General features: G+C 69.6%; 17 protein-coding genes and 2 pseudogenes. 10 read left to right on the top strand and 9 right to left on the bottom strand.

Annotated features, from left to right (window positions below):
* Positions 1-12: 12 nt before the first annotated feature.
* Together ACWDVB_RS28195 and ACWDVB_RS28190 are read left to right on the top strand one after the other, a co-directional pair.
* Positions 13-1,206: a winged helix DNA-binding domain-containing protein gene (locus ACWDVB_RS28195; RefSeq protein ID WP_451516099.1), complete on the top strand. Its 1,194-nt coding sequence runs from the start codon at positions 13-15 to the stop codon at positions 1,204-1,206.
* Positions 1,207-1,340: 134 nt separating this feature from the next.
* Entirely contained in the window at positions 1,341-1,835 is a 495-nt protein-coding gene (locus ACWDVB_RS28190; protein ID WP_451516161.1) for a tetratricopeptide repeat protein, read from the top strand.
* Between the two features lie 33 nt (positions 1,836-1,868).
* On the opposite strand, the gene ACWDVB_RS28185 is transcribed toward ACWDVB_RS28190, so the two are convergent.
* Together ACWDVB_RS28185 and ACWDVB_RS28180 are read right to left on the bottom strand one after the other, a co-directional pair.
* Positions 1,869-2,867: a DUF6397 family protein gene (locus ACWDVB_RS28185; RefSeq protein WP_451516100.1), complete on the bottom strand. Its 999-nt coding sequence runs from the start codon at positions 2,865-2,867 to the stop codon at positions 1,869-1,871.
* 110 nt (positions 2,868-2,977) lie between these two features.
* A complete protein-coding gene (locus tag ACWDVB_RS28180) occupies positions 2,978-3,391 on the bottom strand; it encodes a roadblock/LC7 domain-containing protein (protein WP_451516101.1) in 414 nt (137 codons plus the stop codon).
* Positions 3,392-3,483: 92 nt separating this feature from the next.
* Here ACWDVB_RS28180 and ACWDVB_RS28175 point away from each other — a divergent pair, with 92 nt between their 5' ends.
* Positions 3,484-3,912, top strand: a complete 429-nt coding sequence (locus tag ACWDVB_RS28175) for a PPOX class F420-dependent oxidoreductase (RefSeq protein ID WP_451516102.1) — start codon at positions 3,484-3,486, stop codon at positions 3,910-3,912.
* Between the two features lie 4 nt (positions 3,913-3,916).
* Here the strand turns inward: ACWDVB_RS28175 and ACWDVB_RS28170 are convergent.
* From ACWDVB_RS28170 to ACWDVB_RS28160, 3 genes and pseudogenes are all read right to left on the bottom strand, one after another.
* Positions 3,917-4,443 (bottom strand): annotated as a pseudogene (locus ACWDVB_RS28170) (GTP-binding protein).
* A 218-nt stretch (positions 4,444-4,661) separates the two neighbouring features.
* Positions 4,662-5,045 (bottom strand): nitrate- and nitrite sensing domain-containing protein, encoded by a 384-nt coding sequence (locus ACWDVB_RS28165; protein WP_451612000.1) that lies wholly within the window; start codon positions 5,043-5,045, stop codon positions 4,662-4,664.
* Between the two features lie 515 nt (positions 5,046-5,560).
* Positions 5,561-5,677, bottom strand: a pseudogene (locus tag ACWDVB_RS28160) (MHYT domain-containing protein); the annotation flags it as partial.
* Positions 5,678-5,900: 223 nt separating this feature from the next.
* On the opposite strand from ACWDVB_RS28160, the gene ACWDVB_RS28155 reads away from it, so the two are divergent.
* Entirely contained in the window at positions 5,901-6,500 is a 600-nt protein-coding gene (locus tag ACWDVB_RS28155; RefSeq protein WP_451516104.1) for a class I SAM-dependent methyltransferase, read from the top strand.
* Positions 6,501-6,524: 24 nt separating this feature from the next.
* Here ACWDVB_RS28155 and ACWDVB_RS28150 read toward each other — a convergent pair whose 3' ends face one another.
* Positions 6,525-7,283, bottom strand: coding sequence for an alpha/beta fold hydrolase (locus ACWDVB_RS28150; protein ID WP_451516105.1), 759 nt, complete (start codon positions 7,281-7,283; stop codon positions 6,525-6,527).
* Positions 7,284-7,422: 139 nt separating this feature from the next.
* On the opposite strand from ACWDVB_RS28150, the gene ACWDVB_RS28145 reads away from it, so the two are divergent.
* Entirely contained in the window at positions 7,423-7,956 is a 534-nt protein-coding gene (locus tag ACWDVB_RS28145) for a PadR family transcriptional regulator (protein WP_451516106.1), read from the top strand.
* Here the strand turns inward: ACWDVB_RS28145 and ACWDVB_RS28140 are convergent.
* Complete coding sequence (locus tag ACWDVB_RS28140; protein WP_451516107.1) at positions 7,933-8,838, bottom strand: oxygenase MpaB family protein; 906 nt, start codon at positions 8,836-8,838, stop codon at positions 7,933-7,935. The two genes, ACWDVB_RS28145 and ACWDVB_RS28140, sit on opposite strands and share 24 nt — an antisense overlap.
* Before the next feature lie 98 nt (positions 8,839-8,936).
* On the opposite strand from ACWDVB_RS28140, the gene ACWDVB_RS28135 reads away from it, so the two are divergent.
* Together ACWDVB_RS28135 and ACWDVB_RS28130 are read left to right on the top strand one after the other, a co-directional pair.
* The gene (locus ACWDVB_RS28135) at positions 8,937-9,236 is read left to right on the top strand and encodes a hypothetical protein (RefSeq protein ID WP_451516108.1); all 300 of its coding nucleotides are present in this window, start codon (positions 8,937-8,939) and stop codon (positions 9,234-9,236) included.
* Positions 9,237-9,351: 115 nt separating this feature from the next.
* The gene (locus ACWDVB_RS28130; protein ID WP_451516109.1) at positions 9,352-10,176 is read left to right on the top strand and encodes a hypothetical protein; all 825 of its coding nucleotides are present in this window, start codon (positions 9,352-9,354) and stop codon (positions 10,174-10,176) included.
* 79 nt (positions 10,177-10,255) lie between these two features.
* Here ACWDVB_RS28130 and ACWDVB_RS28125 read toward each other — a convergent pair whose 3' ends face one another.
* Both ACWDVB_RS28125 and ACWDVB_RS28120 read right to left on the bottom strand, forming a co-directional pair.
* Positions 10,256-10,438: a hypothetical protein gene (locus ACWDVB_RS28125; RefSeq protein WP_451516110.1), complete on the bottom strand. Its 183-nt coding sequence runs from the start codon at positions 10,436-10,438 to the stop codon at positions 10,256-10,258.
* 134 nt (positions 10,439-10,572) lie between these two features.
* Positions 10,573-11,625, bottom strand: coding sequence for a fatty acid desaturase family protein (locus tag ACWDVB_RS28120; RefSeq protein ID WP_451516111.1), 1,053 nt, complete (start codon positions 11,623-11,625; stop codon positions 10,573-10,575).
* Positions 11,626-11,932: 307 nt separating this feature from the next.
* Here ACWDVB_RS28120 and ACWDVB_RS28115 point away from each other — a divergent pair, with 307 nt between their 5' ends.
* The 3 genes from ACWDVB_RS28115 to ACWDVB_RS28105 all read left to right on the top strand — a co-directional run bounded on the left by ACWDVB_RS28115 (position 11,933) and on the right by ACWDVB_RS28105 (position 17,585).
* Positions 11,933-14,755: a DEAD/DEAH box helicase gene (locus ACWDVB_RS28115; protein ID WP_451516162.1), complete on the top strand. Its 2,823-nt coding sequence runs from the start codon at positions 11,933-11,935 to the stop codon at positions 14,753-14,755.
* Positions 14,752-16,068: an SWIM zinc finger family protein gene (locus ACWDVB_RS28110; RefSeq protein ID WP_451516112.1), complete on the top strand. Its 1,317-nt coding sequence runs from the start codon at positions 14,752-14,754 to the stop codon at positions 16,066-16,068. Before ACWDVB_RS28115 ends, ACWDVB_RS28110 begins: the two co-directional genes overlap by 4 nt.
* Positions 16,069-16,232: 164 nt before the next feature.
* Positions 16,233-17,585: an esterase-like activity of phytase family protein gene (locus ACWDVB_RS28105; protein WP_451516113.1), complete on the top strand. Its 1,353-nt coding sequence runs from the start codon at positions 16,233-16,235 to the stop codon at positions 17,583-17,585.
* Positions 17,586-17,591 lie beyond the last annotated feature (6 nt).

Raw genomic sequence — 17,591 nt, 5'->3', positions numbered from 1 at the left:
CATATGGGAGGCATGGTGCGACGGATCGACGTGGCCGAGAGACGGGCGCGGCTGGCGCTGCGCCACCGGCTGACGGCCGACACCAGGTCCGACGATCCGGTCGAGGTCGCACGGTCTCTGCTGGCGCTGCACGGCACCGATCCGTCGTCGGTGTACGTGGGCGCCTGGGCCCGTATGCGCGACGGCCGCGTGGCGGACGTGGAACGGGCACTGTACGAGGACCGGTCGCTGATCCGGTTCATGGGGATGCGCCGCACGGTCTTCGTGGCGTCCCTCGATGTCGCTCCTGTCCTGCAGGCCGCGTGCTCGCGAACCGTCGCCGCCCGGGAGCGGCGCCTCCTCCTGACGATGCTGGCGGAATCCGGTGTCGCTGCCGACGCGACCGGGGTCGCGGCGTGGCTGGCGGCGACCGAGGAGGTGGCGCTGCGGGCGCTCAAGGAGCGCGGCGAGGCGACCGCGGCCGAGTTGGCGAGCGACGACCCGCGCCTCGGCACGGAGTTGGTGATGGCGCGCGGCAAGAGCTACGAGGGCCGACAGAAGCTGGCCAGCAGGCTCCTCCTGCTCCTCGCCGCCGAGGGCCATGTCGTACGCGGACGCCCGCGCGGCACCTGGACCTCGCACCAGTACCGCTGGGCCCCGCTGACGGACTGGATTCCCGGCGGGCTCACCCACTGGGCCACCCAGGAGGCCGAGACCGAGCTCGCCCGGCGCTGGCTGCGGACGTTCGGTCCGGCCACGGCGGACGACCTGCGCTGGTGGGCAGGATGGACCAAGACCCAGACGAAGCGGGCATTGGCCGAACTGTGCCCGGTCGAGGTGGACTTGGACGGGATGCCCGGCCTGCTGCTCCCCGACGACGTGGTGGAGACCTCCCGGCCGGAGCCGTGGGCTGCTCTGCTGCCGGCGCTGGACTCGACTCCGATGGGTTGGCAGAACCGTGGCTGGTTCCTCGGCGACCACGGTCCCCGCCTGTTCGACAAGAACGGCAACATCGGCCCGTCCCTGTGGTGGAACGGCCGGATCGTGGGCGGCTGGGCCCAGGACGGCCAAGGTGAGATCGTGTGCAGGTTCCTCGAGGACGTCGGAGCGGACGCGCGGAGCGCGGTGCGGGCTGAGGCCGAGCGTCTCGCCGCGCGCCTGGGCGGCGTGCGACTCACCGCGCGCACTCGCGGCCGCACGTGGCTCGAGGAGGAATTGGCCGCTTAACGACGTCTGGGCAGGCTTGGGGTGGGGCAGGTCAGGCATCTGTGCCTCCGTTCAAGGCGAATTACGGAATGGGCAAGGCAGACAGCTCGATGAGCAAGGCAACGAGGGGGAACGAGCAGTTGAACGGGAATGTGATGGACGACAGGAATCGGTTGCTTGCCGAGGCCGTGGGCCTGCGCGAGGCAGGCCGAAGCGAGGAGGCCCGAGAGCGGCTCGTCGCCCTTTCCTCGCGGTTTCCTCAGGACACGGAAGTGGCGTACCAGACTGCTTGGGTCCACGACTCGCTTGGCCTGGAGGCCGAGGCTGTCCCCTACTACAAGCGCGCCCTCGCTGGAACGGGCCTTTCCGACGACGACCGCCGCGGAGCCCTTCTGGGTCTGGGCAGTACCTACCGCGTCCTTGGACGCTATGAGGAAGCCGTCGCCACACTCGGCGGCGCGGCGACCGAGTTCCCCGACGACGGTGCGCTCAAGACGTTCCTGGCCATGGCGCTGTACAACACCGGCCGAGCACACGACGCGATGGAAATGCTCCTGACACTGCTTGTCGCCACGAGCAAGGATCCGGGGATCGCAGGCTACCGGCCTGCCATCGAGGAGTACGCCAAGGACCTCGACGCGACGATGTAATGCCGCGATGTGGGCAGAGGTGGCGCCGCCGGTCTACGCCCGCCTGCGGCGCAGCCACTTCAGCAGTCCCCACGATTCTTGTACGGAAGTGTCGATCGCGACGTCCCTCGGCGGCTCCGGTTCCTCGGCGTGCGTTGCGGGTTCAGGCACGGACCGTGGCGCTGGACGAGGCGCCGGGCGCTGAGCGCGGGCCTGAACGAGGCCGATCAGCAGGCTGGAGCGCAACCAGCGAATCTCGTCGGGATCGTCCGCGGTCGTGATCCTCTCGACGATCCGCGCCACGGGAGAGTCCGGTGCTCCGTGGGTGCGCGGCACGGGCTTGAGCCGGTTGAGGTAGGCACGTTCGTACGGATCTCTGATGATCTCCGCGATCTGCACCGGGTCCAGGAGGGAGGCCATGGCGGCGGCGCGTTCCCACGGATCCTCGGACTGCCGCAGCAGGGAGTCCGCGTGCCGCCCTCGCCAGTTGCGCGCCCTCAGGTCTTGGCCCTCTTCGAGCCGTGCGAGCAGTGCCCCGGGCATGCGCCTGGTGAGGAGGAGGCTTGCGTTCGACTCGGTCTGGGCGAACTGCTGTAGTTCTGCGGCGAGATAGAGCCAGACGATGACCCTGTACCGGTTCAGGTAAAATTTTACCGGCGTCAGCGCGCCGACGCGGGCGAGGCGGGTGAAGCGGGCCGAGCTGATGTCCATGAGCGCCGCGCCCTCGGTGGTGCCCACGGCTCTGATGCTCTCTCGCAGCGACTCGGGGAACCCTTCGCTTCCGCGCACACGATCGATCTCCTCGCGGGTGACGCGGCGCTGACCGCCCGCCCCGTCCCCGACGACCCGGATGCGTCCCAACATCACCGCGAGATCGAACTCGCCACGCTTCAGGCCCAGTTCCCTCGCGGCGCCGCTCGGCGTGAGCGATGGCCGGACGGCCGTCGCGGCCGTCGCGGCCGTCGCGGTCGCTGCGGTCGCTGCGGTCGCTGCGGTCGCTGCGGTCGCTGCGGTCGCTGCGGTCGCCGTCTGCGTGACGGTGTCACTTGTCATGGTGGTTCTCCCCCGTGAGACGTGATTGCTCTCGGGAAAAACCGTAGCCCGACCACCGCGATCCTCGCTGGGCCTGTGGATAACTCTTGTCGTGGCAGCGTCAGCGCTGGTCAGAGGTCCACGACGGGCGTGCGTTCCGGCTGCCGGGCTCCCACGCCCAAGTGCTCTCCGACGCGGTTCACGAGCAGCGTCATCTCGTAGGCGACTTGACCCATGTCGGCCTCCGCGGAGCTGAGGACGCAGAGGCAACTGCCGTCACCCGCAGCGGTGACGAAGAGGACAGCGTCGTCGAACTCGATCATTGTCTGGCGCACATTGCCTGCGTGGAAGTGACGCCCCGAGCCCTTGGCCAGGCTGTGAAGTCCCGAGGAGACCGCGGCCAGATGCTCCGCGTCCTCGCGCTTCAGGGCTGAACTCGCCCCCGTCACCAGTCCGTCGTTGGACAGCACCAGCGCATGCCGTACATGCTCCATCCGCTGCGTCAGGTCATCCAGCAGCCAGCCCAGCCCCGTGCTCTGCCCCATGGTCCCGTCTCCCCGCGTCCGCTCCCCCTGGCTGGAGGATCTGACCTGCCAGCCTTCCCCACGACCGGCGCCCCGGCAAGCATGATGGGGACATGGCACAGAAGATGACCGATGATCAATGGCGGGCTTTCGTCTCGCACGGCACACGAACCGGCAAGCTCTCGACCGTCAGGGCGGACGGCAGCCCGCACATCGCACCGATCTGGTTCCTGCTCGACGGGGACGACCTGGTGTTCAACACCGGGAAGGAGACAGTGAAGGGGAGAAATCTGGCACGCGATGGGCGCGTTGCCCTGTGCGTCGACGACGATCAGCCCCCGTTCGCCTTCGTCGTCCTGCAGGGCCGCGCCGAGTTGATCGAGGACATCGACCAGGTTCGGCACTGGGCCGCCCGGCTCGGCGCACGTTACATGGGCGAAGACCGGGCCGAGGAGTTCGGCAAGCGTAACGGCGTACCCGGTGAACTCTTGGTGCGCGTGCGGGTCGACAAGGTGCTCGCGTACTCCGCAGTCTCCGACTGAGGGTTCAGCCCACCGAGTCGAGCAGCCAGGCGGTATGCATCCGCCCGGCGTACTCGACCAGTCGTATCAGCACCTCCTTCCCTGAGTCCCGGTCCCGCGCGTCGCACAGCACCACCGGAGTGCTGTGGTCGAGGTCCCAGGCACGTGAGACGTCCTGCGCGCCGTACGTACGCGCGTGGGCGAAGCAGTTGACGGCCACGACGGACGGGATGCGGCGGTGCTCGAAGTAGTGCACGGCGGGGAAACAGTCCTCTAGGCGACGCGTGTCCGCGAGGACGACGGCACCGAGGGCGCCCTGGGACAGCTCGTCCCACAGGGACCAGAAGCGGTCCTGTCCAGGGGTACCGAAGACATACAGCGGCAGGCCCGACCGGATGGTGATGCGGCCGAAGTTCATGGCAACGGTCGTCGTGGTCTTCCGGTCGATGCCCTCGGTGTCGTCCACCGACTGGCCTGCTTCGCTGAGCAGTTCTCGGTGCGCAGGGGGCGGATCTCGCTGACCGCGCCGACCAGGGCGGCGGCGAGGCCAATAAGAACGGCGGCCCTGCAGGGGTGAGCACACTGTGGGTGAACGGGTTGGCCCGGTCCATCGCGCCACCGGCCGCTTGGTCCTGGATCGCCTGGAGCTCTTTCCGCACGGCCGCGTAAGCCCTGTCCCAGGCCCGCCCGGGGGCCGCGGCCATGGCCTTGCGGACGGGCTCGGCGGCCAGCGCCTTGTCTTCCGCCGCCTGTACGCCGCCGTACGCGCTTCACTCCTCAAGGCTGCGCCAGGCGGCTCGTTCGGGCCCGCGCAGGTCCGCGACCGCCGCTTCTGTCAGTGTGCGGCGGGTATCGACGGCTCCGGTGAACAGCCGGAGCCGCTCACCGTCCAGAGCGCCGGTCAGGCGTGCGCCGGCGAGGGCGGTGTTCTCGCGGGCCAGCATTTCGCCCGCCCTGGAGAATTTCGAGCAGCACGCGCGCGTGGGATCCCGGCCCGGCGTCCTGCATACCGCGTCCTGCATACCGGTGAGCGCACCGCCCGCTCCGAAGGCCTGCGAGATCCTCTTCGTGTATTGGCCGTACGTCGCGTCCCAGCCGGTGCTGCGGTTCAGCACGTCGCTCCGGAAGGAGGGCAGTTCCTCGGCTGCGGTCACGAACGCGTCGAGCCGGTCCGCCACGTGTTCCGGCAGGCCCGCACCATCGACGACGGTCCGGTCGTCGCCGAGGCGTAGTTCCACCACGCGCGGTCAGTTCGCACCGCCCGCTCTTCCAATGCCTCACCACGGTCGGCGCCAGGTTCGGTCGCGTAGCGCGCGGCGGCGACGCGTTCGGTCTGGAGCGAGGCGAGAGCCGCCTCGACAGGGACACGCACCTCGGCATGCACATGCTGCAAGTCACGCAGACGGGCCACGTCCTGTGCCGTGCTGACCGTCGCGTACCCCCAGAGCGCGAGCAAGGAGATGACCGGCACCATATGCAAGCACACGATCTTGGCGCGTACGGTGCCGGGCCGTATCCGCCACCGCCCCACGCGCGTGGGTGCCTCGTCCGTGAGCGGTTCGGTGAACTGCTGCTCCTCTTCGGGGCGTTCGTCGGCGGGTGGCCCGGCGTGGGCACGGCGGCCACGTGCCGGGGCGACGGTGCGGTGCCGTCGGCGGGACCTGGGGTGCGCAGCGCTCTCCACCGGTCGCTGGGCGGACGCGGAGGCCTCGCGCTCGCCCGCGGTGGGGAACAGCGCGACAAATGCCGAGGTCAGGAAGAGGTAGGGCCCGAGACCGGCGGCGAGGAGAGTCCGACGAGCACCGCGTCGTACCGGACGTCCCTGTGCAGGCCCAGCGGCGTGGTCCAGGTGTCCCATGGCCCAGGGACACCAGTCCGGCCAGCGGCGCACAGCAGGGGCGTATTTCGAAAGCTGATGGAATATGACAGAGGGAGGGCCCTGAACGATCGCGTCACGCTCGAACGAGTGCGCCCAACGTGCTGCGTTTCTTTGCGGGATCATGGGTCGCATGAGCGACGACCACACACAGGTCCAGGACTTCTTCACGGCTCGCGCGGCCGACTGGGACGCCCGATTCCCCGACGACGGGCCCGCCTATCAGGCCGCCGTCGCAGAGCTAGGACTCCGCGCGGGCTCCCGCGTCCTCGACGCGGGCTGCGGCACGGGGCGCGCCCTCCCGGCCCTCAGAGAGGCCGTGGGGCCCTCGGGAGTAGTAATCGGCGCCGATCTGACGCCCGCCATGCTGGAGGCCGCGAGGTGCGCGGGCAGGGACCGTGACGGGCAGCTCCTGCTCGCCGATGTGGCACGGTTGCCGCTGCCCGCCGAGTCACTGGATGCCGTCTTCGGTGCCGGTCTGATCGCGCATCTGCCGGACCCGGCTGACAACTTGCGGGAGTTGAGGCGGGTGGTGCGTCCCGGCGGGCTGTTGGCCCTCTTCCACCCCATCGGCCGGGCGGCGCTCGCGGCCCGGCAGGGGCGGCAGATCACACCGGGTGATCTGCGGGCGGAGGGCAATCTCGGCCCTCTCCTCGCCGGTTCCGGCTGGCGCATGACGTCGTACGTGGACGAGGATGCCCGCTTCCTGGCCCTGGCCGTACGCGAGGGCTGAGCGAGGCCGGCCCTCAGATGCCGGTCAGGGGCGGCCCGCGACCGCGGTGGCGAACGCGTCGGCGTTGTCGAACATGACGTTGTGCCCCGCGTCCGGCACGGTCACCACCCGAACTCCGGAGGCCTTCAAGGCGTCCTGCCCCGGGAGTTCACCGCTCGACGCGCCCTGCAAGTAGACGCGGTCCACGGTCAGCTCCATCAGCATCCGGCGCATCGTGGGCCGTGTCCCGGCCATGAGTCCGACCGCGCTTCGATGCAAGGCCCGGGGATCGGTGAGCCGCATGGTGGCCCCCCACGTGGGCCCCACTTTCTCCAGCACGCGCGCGTAGCCGCCGCCACCGACGAAGTCCTCCTCCTCGTATGTGGCGATGCCGCTGCTGCCCGCCGTCTCAGGTGGGTTCGGGTCGAGGTTGGCCTCTGTGAGGACCAGCCGCGACACCAGATCGGGACGTCGGTGCGCGAGCACGATGGCGACGGATCCGCCCATGCTGTGCGCGATGATCTCCGCGTCGGTGACCTGGGCCTTGGTGAGGACCGCGACCAGTGCGTCCGCGTGGTTCTCAAGCGTGTAGCCGAAGTCGGCGGGCCGGTCGCTGATGCCGTGCCCGGGGAGATCCACGAACAACGAGCGACGGCCGACAAGTTCCGGCCTGGCGGCGATGTGGGCGTGATACACGGTCGAGGCCGAGCCGAGACCGTGCACATACACCCTCGTCGGCTCGGCCCCGTCGACCTCTGTCCACCGCACGCGGCTTCCCCGCGCGTCGAACCGTGCCTCACGCATGGCCGTACCCCGTCCCTGTCGTCGTCATGCCCAGCGCCCGCCCGCTGCGATCCACCACTGAAGACGATACATCGTGCCCGATGTATAGCGTCTCAGATGTACCACTGAGAGCGACAACGAATGCGGCAGAATGCGGCCCATGCTCGAACTGGCCATCCTTGGTTTCCTCTACGATGCCGCCCTGCACGGCTATGAGCTGCGCAAGCGCATCACCGCACTGACCGGGCATGTACGACCTGTCGCGGAAAGCACGCTGTACCCCGCCATCAAGCGGCTGGAGAAGGCGGGACTGCTCGCCCGTGAGACGCAGCCAGGGGCCGTCGCGGCGCCGCGCCATGTCCTCACCCTCACACCGGACGGCAGGCAGGAGCTGCGCAAGCGCCTCGCGGAACCGGCACGGGGGGACATCACCGACGAGAACCGCTGGTTCACGCTTCTCGCGTTCCTGCGCCACCTGGACGACGAGGCGGCCCAGGCAGCGGTGCTGCGCAGGCGGCTGGCCTTTCTGGAGGAGCCCGCGAGCTTCTTCTACGACGGCGAACGGCCACTGCGCGCGGAGGAACTCGACGACCCCTTCCGGCGCGGCATCCTCACGATCGCTCGCGCGACGAGCCAAGCAGAACTCGTCTGGCTGCGCGACACCTTGGCGTCACTCGGTGGGAGCAGTCGCTGACCTGTCCTTGTGCGGCACCGGGCATCCTCGGACGCCGGGCACCGGGAAAGAGCCGAGTTCGGCGATCTCGTACCCGTCGGGGTATCCCTTGATCTCCCGGTTCTGCCGCGCGTGATGCGGCGTGCTCCGCGGCGGCATCAGGCGTACGGCGCGCCCCCGCAGTCGCACCGCGCCCCGGACCAGGGAGCGGGCGAGCGCACCTGGTTGTTCGTAGCGGAACGCGCGCAGCAAGGGCTCGTCGAGCAGGGCGAGGGTCGCGGAGCGCAACATGGGCGCCAGGGGGCGCGGATACCAGGACGCCATCAGGTCGAGCGTCGCGTCGGACACCTCGCGCGCGCCCTGGTCCCAGCCGAAGTTGGCCTCTTCGTAGTCGTCGAGGCAGCTTTCGAACTCTTCGTAGGAGCCGGGGATCTCCTTGATGCCCATGTGCTGCCCGAGGGTGCGGTAGTACACGGCAGCGGCGACCGTCTCGTGGCGCGAGAGCCTGCGCCAGCCGTAGGCGTCGATCCACCGCTTGGGCATGACCACGAACGTGCACAGCACGTAGCGCATGTCGTCGTTGCCGATGTCGTAACTGCGGTGCATCTGGTTGATGCGACGGATGGCTGTACGGCCCTCGTCGCTGCCGAATCCGTGCTCCACGACGGTGTCGAGGAGCAGAGCCGTGTCGTCGTACCTCTTCTGCGCACGGTCCGTCAGTTCGGCGGTGTCGGCGAGCAGTCGTCCGATACTGGGCACGGCATAGGTGCGGTAAAGGGCGAGTTCGAGCGCGCGCGTATAGTCCCAAGGGAATTCGAACGCCGCGGCGAGCCGGTAGATCTCGAGGAAGTCCCTCTCCGGGTCGAGGCGCCTGATCTGCTCGAGCCGCTCGAAACGCTTCACCGCGTAGTCCCCTTCTATGACCGAAGTACTAACTCTACGTTGGTGAGCAGTAGATGAGTGAACAGCGGCGGAAGCCATACCGGGGGAAGGTTGCTCACATGTTTGACAGGCTCCGCAAGTTCTGGCGCGCCGACAAGCGGGACGCGGACGAGCGCGCACAGGACGTCGACAAGCACAAGCGCACGCACAACCTCTTCGAAGCGGCCGCCGTCTATGTGGCTGCCTGCGCCGAGGACGATCAGGAGGCGATGGACGAAGCCAGGGGGTGGGTCTCTCCGGAGGCTCTCTCCTTCGGTGTCAATGAGCTGGCGTGCCGGGCTGTCATTGCCCTCGCGCGGGAACGCGACGAGTCGCCTCGTGACGTGGCTCGTACGCTCATGGGCCTGCCCGCCGCTTGAGCCGTCGGCCGCCCGTGGAAGCCGAGACGGGGCGGCCCCTTGGTCAACCACCCCTCGACGATCTCTCAGGCGACTGGTTAGGGTGCGCCGACGGATGAAGCGATGGGAGGCTGACATGGCCGGGACGGACGACGCTGTCGCCCTCGATGACGACGCGCTCTATGTGCTGACGGCTGTCCTCCTGACGCCCGCGAAGTTCCCCAGTGTGCTGGGCGACGACTATCCGGAGGCGTGTGCGGCGCTCGGCCTCGCGCCGCTCGCCGCCGGGTACGGGCTGGTGCTCGGCCAGGACAGCGAAGGCGCGCGCTGGACGGTCGTCGTCGACGACGTGTCACTCGTGGCGGTGGCGATCGCCTCCTGGGACTGCGGCATGGAGTACGACCTCTCCCCCGACGCGCGCACGGTCGTCGCCGCGCTGCCCGGCTGGCCCGTCGCGCTCGCTGTCGCGGCCCCCGGCGTGCCGGCTCCGCACGACCCGGAGCCGGACCACGAGGACAGCGACCGGCAGCCGCTCACCCCGCCGCAGTCGGACATCTGGGGGCCGGCTCAACGGAGGCTCGGCGCCGATGAGATAGCACTGCGGTGGGCGGCCTGGCGGGATCAGATCGACGACGCCGACTTCACGGCGGACGGCTCCCGGGACACCTCCCCGGCACAGTCCGAGGAGGCACCGCTGACCGGCGTCCGGCGTGTCCTCGCCGAAGCCCGTGCGTACCTGGAGACTCCCCCGCCCCTGGGCCGCGTACGGTCGGCCTTTGCGTCTGGGGACGTCCGTACTCTGCGTGCCGACGGTCCCGGCTGGTCCATGGTCGCCAGGACCGACGACATCGCGTTCGTACTCCTGGACGATGAGCCCGGCGAAGTGCTGCCGGTGGGCCGGGGGCCCGAGCTTCCCGCGCTCTTGGAGGCCCTCGACAAGATGGCGGTCCGTCCCTCCTGAGCCCAGTCGACGGCTCGCCGTGAGCTCCGTCCGTGGCCGGTCACCCGGCCGACTCAGCGGCAGGGCGGGCCTTCTCGACTCAGTGGCCGATCTCCTTGCGCGTGACGCGACGCAGCCTGCGCCGCTGGCCCGGATCGAGTGTCAGATAGGCCGCCGCGGGAACTCCCAGCACGATCAGGAGTGCGGCCCACCAGGGCAGCCAGATCAGCATGATGAGCCCGGCCGCCACACCTCCTGCGGCGATCTTCGCGTTCCTCGACATGTGTGTCGCCTCCTCTGCGGCTGGCGCCGCTCTCTGTCTGGGAAAACGGCGTCGAGCTTGCTGTGGTTCCTGATCGCGACCCTGAGAGACCCCTGAGTCGGCCCCCTACTGGTCTCCGATCGCCGTTCCGCCGGCTACTCGACTCGCAGAGGCTCACCGACTTCATACATGTGGCGCAGCACCTGGCGGTAGGAGTCGACGAACCCGGCTTCCGTGTAGGACATGCCCACCGCTGCGCAGTGGTCGCGCACGACGGGCTGGACGAGCCGAAGATGAGGGCGGGGCATGCTGGGAAACAGGTGGTGCTCGATCTGATAGTTGAGTCCGCCGAGGAACCAGTCGGTGAGCGGACCGCCGCGGATGTTGCGCGAAGTGAGGACTTGGCGGGGCAGGTGTCCCCAGCGCTCCCCGTCCGGGTCGGGCATCTCCATGCCCTTGTGGTTGGGCGCGAAGGCAAGTCCGAGGTGCAGACCGAACAGCGCCTGGTGGATGGCGGCGAACACGATCGCGTGGCCGAGGGGCATGGCGGCAAGCAGCAGCGTCACGTATCCCACGAGGTGGGCGACGAGGAGCGCTCCTTCTACGATCCGCTCACGCGGGGACTGCCGACGCAGGTCCTGGAAACCGTAGATCTTCATGGCGATGCCCTGGAGGAGCGTCAGCGGGAAGAAGAGCCAGGCCTGGTTGCGGGTGAGCATGCGCCGGAAGCCGACACGGAGCCTTGCCTGCTTGCTGGTCCACACGAGGACGTCCGCGGCGACATCGGGGTCCTTGTCGATGTGGTTGGGGTTGGCGTGGTGCCTGTTGTGCTTGTCGTTCCACCAGGCGGAGCTCATTCCGAGCAGGAGATTGCCGTGTATCAGGCCGATGGCGCGGCCGACGCTTCGGTTGCCGGTTATCTGCGAATGTCCCGCGTCATGGCCGAAGAACGCCGTTCGGGCGCACAGGACCGACAGGACGGGGGCGAGCAGCAGCACCCACCACGAGGCTCCGATGGAGAACATCCCGGCGCCCACCGCTACCAGCGCCAGGGCGTTGACCGCGATACTGCGGATGTACCACCCGGTGCGGCGGCCCAGGAGGCCCTGCTCCTTGACGGTGCGCAGGAGTGGAGCGAAGTCGCTTCCGGCGGGCTTGCCGACGCTGGCTGGGGGGCGTTCCGCGACTGCTGCTGCGGCCTGGGGCATGGGCGGGTCTCCGGTCTCCGTGACAACGGGGCTGACCTGACAAAACGTACGGATCAGTGACCTGGCGCGACCATGGCGCCACCACCCGTGTGCGGCCGGGGGTCAGCACCGCCTGACAGGGGGGTTGACTACACCCCCCTGCGGCGAAGTGATCGGCATCACCGTCGAGACCCATCCGGGAAACCCTTGATGTGATGTACTCTCGGCCGCTCCGGTCTCAGTAGTCAAATTTGAGGAACGCGTCATCGCTGTGCACAGGCTCCCTGTGGTCTCCCCCTCCGAGGTCTCCGAACTGTCGTGCTGTTCCATGCTCTTCGTGCCCGCCGATCCCGCGCGCGGGGGTCACATCGCCTTCTGGCGCCCCGACGGCACCGAGCCGCCTTCGATCGCCGGTGGCGCCTTCGAGGAACTGGCCGTCGCCGTCCCGGGTGACGACGGCGCCGAGCTCCGTTCCGTGCCTGCGGTCCTGCTTCCCGTACGCGCCGCGCTGCCGGTCCTCACGCGCGCGCGTGCCGTGTCCGGAGCCCACCCGACGGCTGCCTTCTGGGGCACGGCAGGGGTCCTCGCCCTGCAACTCGCGGCCCGCGGTCTGCTGTTGCCCGGACTGACGGCCACGGACCACGACTCCTGGCGGGCCGGCCCGCTGGGGGCGGAGGATCTGCAGCGACTGCGTGACCTCGCCGCAGCGATGCCGCCAGCCGCCCACGCCCTGCCGTTGGACGCCGACGTGCCGCTGCGACTGCCCGAGCCGGAAGTGCTGCTGCGCCAGTTCCTCGACGCCGTGGCCGATACGCTGCCGCGCTCCCCCGCCGCGGCGTCGGCAGCGGGCGGTCCTGTCTTCGCGTCGACGGAGCCGCAGCACGTTCCCGAGCAGCGGGCCTGGGCCGGCGACGTGGCAGCGGGACACGACGCGGGGGTCCGGATCTCGCTGCGCGTGGAGATCCCCGGCCTCGTCTCGGTCACCGAGGACGGCACCCGACTGCCCTTCCGTGCCGTTCTGCAACTGCACAGTGTCAGCGATCCCTCCCTCGTCGCCGACGCGGCCGAGGTATGGGCCGGGGCCGGCACGACGGGGCAGGCATTCGGGCCGCGGTCACGCATGGACGCTCTCCTCGCGCTGCGTCGCGCCACGCGCGCGTGGCCCCCGCTCGCCCCGCTGCTCTCGGCCACCGTGCCGGACGCGATCGAACTCGCCGACGAAGAAGTCTCCGAACTCCTCGGCGAGGGTGCCCGGATGCTCACTGTCGCGGGCGTGGACGTGCACTGGCCGAGGGAGTTGGCGCGCAACCTCACCGCGCGCGCGGTCATCGGTCCACCGGAGGACGGGCAGAACGGCGACGAGAAGGTCCCGGACAAGCTGTCGTCGGACGCGCCCTCGTTCCTCTCCGCCGACGCGCTGCTCGCCTTCAACTGGCGCTTCGCGCTGGGCGACCAGCAGTTGACGCGCGACGAGCTCGACCGCCTCGCCGAGGCGAACCGCCCCGTGGTGCGCCTGCGCGACCAGTGGGTGCTCATCGACCCCGAGGAGGCGCGCCGCGCCCGCGACCGGCAGGACCGCAAGGTCACACCGATCGACGCCCTCAGCGCCGCTCTGACCGGCACCACCGAGATCGGGGGCCAGCGCGTCGACGTGGAGCCGACGGGGTGGCTCGCCACGTTGCGTGAACGGCTCGCGGATCCGGAAGGAATGGACCCGGTCGGCCAGCCGGAGGCGCTCGCCGCGGAGCTTCGCGACTATCAGCTGCGCGGCCTGAACTGGCTGGCGCGGATGACGTCGCTCGGTCTCGGCGGCTGTCTGGCCGACGACATGGGTCTCGGCAAGACGATCACACTGATCTCGCTGCATCTGCACCGTCGGACCCAGGCGGACACGGCGGGCCCCACCCTGGTGGTCTGCCCGACATCGCTGATGGGCAACTGGCAGCGCGAGATCGAGAAGTTCGCGCCCGGCACGCGCGTACGCCGGTTCCACGGGGCCCAGCGCAACTTGGAGGGCCTGGAGGACGGCGAGTTCGTGCTGACGACCTACGGCACGATGCGGCTCGACACCGAGAGGCTGAACCAGACGCCTTGGGGCATGGTCGTCGCCGACGAGGCCCAGCACGTCAAGAATCCGTATTCGGCGACAGCCAAGCAGCTGCGCACCATCGGGGCACGCGCGCGTGTGGCGCTCACCGGCACTCCCGTGGAGAACAACCTCTCCGAGCTGTGGGCCATTCTCGACTGGACGACTCCGGGGCTGCTCGGCAAGCTCGGCACCTTCCGTACGCGTTACGCCCAGGCCGTGGAGGGCGGTGCGGACCCGGGCGCCGCCGAGCGTCTCGGGCAACTCGTGCGTCCCTTCCTGCTGCGTCGGCGCAAGTCGGACCCGGGAATCGCGCCCGAGCTGCCGCCGAAGACGGAGACCGATCGCGCCGTCTCGCTCAGCGCGGAGCAAACCGGTCTCTACGAAGCCGTGGTACGCGAGACGCTCGCGGAGATCTCCGGAGCCGACGGTTTCGCGCGCCGCGGGTTGATCGTCAAGCTCCTCACCGGCCTCAAGCAGATCTGCAACCATCCCGCGCAGTACCTCAAAGAGGACAAGCCCAAAATCCCCGGCCGGTCCGGAAAGTTGGAGCTGCTCGACGAATTGCTGGACACGATTCTCGCCGAGGGCGCGAGCGTGCTCGTCTTCACGCAGTACGTCCAGATGGCGCGGCTCATCGAGCGGCATCTGGCGGACCGCGGCGTCCCGTCGCAGTTCCTGCACGGTGGCACGCCCGTCGCGGCGCGCGAGGTGATGGTGCAGCGTTTCCAGGACGGCGAGGTTCCCGTCTTCCTGCTGTCCCTGAAGGCGGCGGGAACGGGGTTGAACCTGACTCGTGCCGAGCATGTCGTGCACTACGACCGCTGGTGGAACCCCGCCGTCGAGGCGCAGGCCACCGACCGTGCGTACCGCATCGGGCAGACGCAACCGGTGCAGGTGCACCGGCTGATCGCGGAGGGCACGATCGAGGACCGCATCGCCGACATGCTGCTGCGCAAGCAGAAGTTGGCGGATGCCGTCCTCGGTTCGGGCGAGGCCGGTCTGACGGAGTTGACCGACGCCGAACTGTCGGACCTGGTGGAGCTGCGAGGGGGCACGCGATGAGCGACATACACGACGAGGCGTACGGACCGGCGGACGGCCGCGCTGAAGGAGCTACGGAAGAGCGCACATTCGAGGCCGTACCGCCCGCGCATGGGCGGGGCTTCGCGGAGAGCTGGTGGGGCCAGGCGTGGCTGAAAGCGCTTGAGGACACGGCTCTGGACCTCGGCCAGCTCAAGGCGGGACGACGACTCGCGCGCGCGGGTGCTGTGGGCGCGGTCTCGGTGCGGCCCGGCCGCATCACAGCGGTCGTCCAGGGCCGTGACGGCACGCCGCACCGCTCCGACGTGCTGTTGCAGCAGCTGAGCCCTGAGGGGTGGGACCGCTTCCTTGGGATGGCCATCGAGCGGGCCGGACACATCGCGGCGCTCCTTGACCGTGACATGCCGCCGCACCTGGTGGAGGACTCCGCGGCAGCGGGCGTCGAACTGCTGCCGGGCATCGGCGACCTGGAGCCGGAGTGCGACTGCGACGCGTGGGACCACTGCGGGCACACGGCCGCGCTCTGCTACCAGGTGGCGCGGCTGCTGGACCAGGACCCCTTCGTGCTCCTGCTGATGCGTGGCCGCGGGGAGCGCGAGCTCCTCGACGAACTGCATATGCGCAGCATCGCGGGCGCCGATGCCCCGCAGCGCGGTGAAGAGGCCCAGGACGGCGCCCCAGAGGGCGTGAGCGCCGCGGAGGCGTACGCGGACGGTGCCATCCTGCCTCCGCTGCCGGCACTGCCCACGCTGCCCTCCGAGCCGGGTCTGCCGCCGACGCTCGACACGGAGGCGGAGCCCACGCAGGGCCTCGATGTGGCCGCGGTCGAGTTCCTGGCGGCGCAGGCGGCCGTCGAGGCGTACCGGCTGCTGGCCGACGCGCTCGCCCCCGGGCATGAAGGACATGCCGTCGAGGATGAGCTGACGGTGAGTGAGGATGCGGTACGCCTGGCCGCGGCGGCTCCGGGTCCGGCGGTCGAGGCCCGGCTGGCGGCGGCGTCCGAGCGCGGCCGTGACGGTCTCGCGCTCGCCGTGCGGGCCTGGCGGTACGGGGGGCGAGCCGCGCTCCGCGTACTCGACGAGGAGTGGACGCCCAAGGAAGATGTGCTGGCACGCGCGCGTGCCGCGCTGGAAGCGGCCTGGGACGAAGGCGAGCGCCCGCAGCTGCGGGCGGCCCGCAATCGGTGGACCGTGATCGGTGCGGACGTTCAGCTGCGCCACGGGCGTGACGGTCGATGGTGGCCCTACCGCAAGGAACGCGGCCGCTGGACCCCTGCAGGGCCGGCGGCGCACGATCCGGCGACGGCTCTGGTGATGGCGAGCGGCAACGAGTGACGAGGGCGCGTGCGGTCCGGCTCAGGGAGGCCTGGCCGCACGAGCCTTCCCGGGGCTGACCAGCAGGGCATCGTATGCGTTCTGTTCACCTGACAGCCCCTGCGTGTTCGTGGCGGCGGCGAAGTCTGGCCGCTGTCACCGAACTCGTGCCCCAAGAGGCCCCGATGTTCCCGCACGCTGTCCGTAAGCGCCGTGTCCGCCGCTCCATAGCCATCGGCATACCGCTCGCCGTGATCGCCTCGCTCGCGGCGGCCGGCACCGCGACGGGCAACCCTGCGAAAGAGGGCCGCAAGAAGGCGCGCATCATCAGAGCGGCCACTCTCGGAGACATCCCCTTGGCCACGTTCAGCAACACTCTGCTCCCGGGGACGGTGGGAGACGATCGCGGTGTGGATCTCGGTGGCATCGGCAGCGACCTGTATCCGGTCGGCCGCAAGGGCGAATTCTGGACGGTGACCGACCGGGGGCCCAACGGCCAGATCCAGGTGGACGGCAAGAAGCGCCGCACCTTTGCGGTTCCCGGCTTCGACCCGGCAATCGTGAAGATCAAGGTTTCCCGGGGCAAGGTGAAGGTCGTCTCCGCGCTGCCGCTCACCACCTCCTCCGGAAAGCCCGTCACGGGACTGCCCAACCAGGAGGGGCGCGATGAGGTGCCGTACTCCTATGACGCGAAGAAGCCGCTGTCGTACGACGCGAACGGGCTGGACACCGAGGGCATCGTGCGAGCCGCCGACGGAAGCTTCTGGCTGGTCGACGAGTACAGGCCTTCGCTCATCCACGTCTCCGCGCGCGGGAAGGTGCTCAAGCGCTACGTTCCACAGGGGCTGAAGCTGCGCGGCGCCGACTACCCGCTGGTCGAGGCGCTGCCCGGTGTCCTGCTGCACCGCAAGGCGAACCGCGGCTTCGAAGGGCTCGCCCAACTTCCCGGCGGGGACCTGGTGATGGCCGTGCAGAGTCCGCTGTCCCTGCCGGACGAGGAGGCGGGCGAAGGCTCGCGCACGGCGCGGCTGCTGCGCTTCTCACCGAAGAAGCAGATGGTCACCGCCGAGTACGTCTACCGGTTCGACGCGGTGGATGTCGTCGACCCCTCAGAGGACGACACCTCCGAGTTGAAGATCTCCTCCGTGGTGGCCGTCAGCCGTGACCGGCTGCTCGTGCAGGAGCGCACCGACAAGGCCGCCCGCCTTCAGACCGTCACCCTGAACCGTCGGGCGGACATCCTCGGCGGCAAGTGGGACAAGGCCACCACGCGGCCGTCTCTGGAACAGCTTGAGGATCCCGCCGCCTCCGGGGTGCCCGTCCTCGCCAAGCGTCTGGTGGTCGACTTGGGCGCCGTCGACGGCGTGCCCGACAAGGTCGAAGGCGTCGCCAGAGTGGACGGACGCACTCTGGCTCTCATCAACGACAACGACTTCGGGATGACGGACGGGGCGGAGGCGTTCGACAAGAACGGACGGCTGGTGGACAGCGGCGTGGAGACCTCGGTGACGTACGTGCGGCTGCCGCGGAAGTACTGACTTGGA

The organism is Streptomyces sp. NPDC003379 (assembly GCF_053589195.1).
Note: the sequence above shows the minus strand (reverse complement) of the source record. Positions and strands in the feature narration are given on the sequence as shown.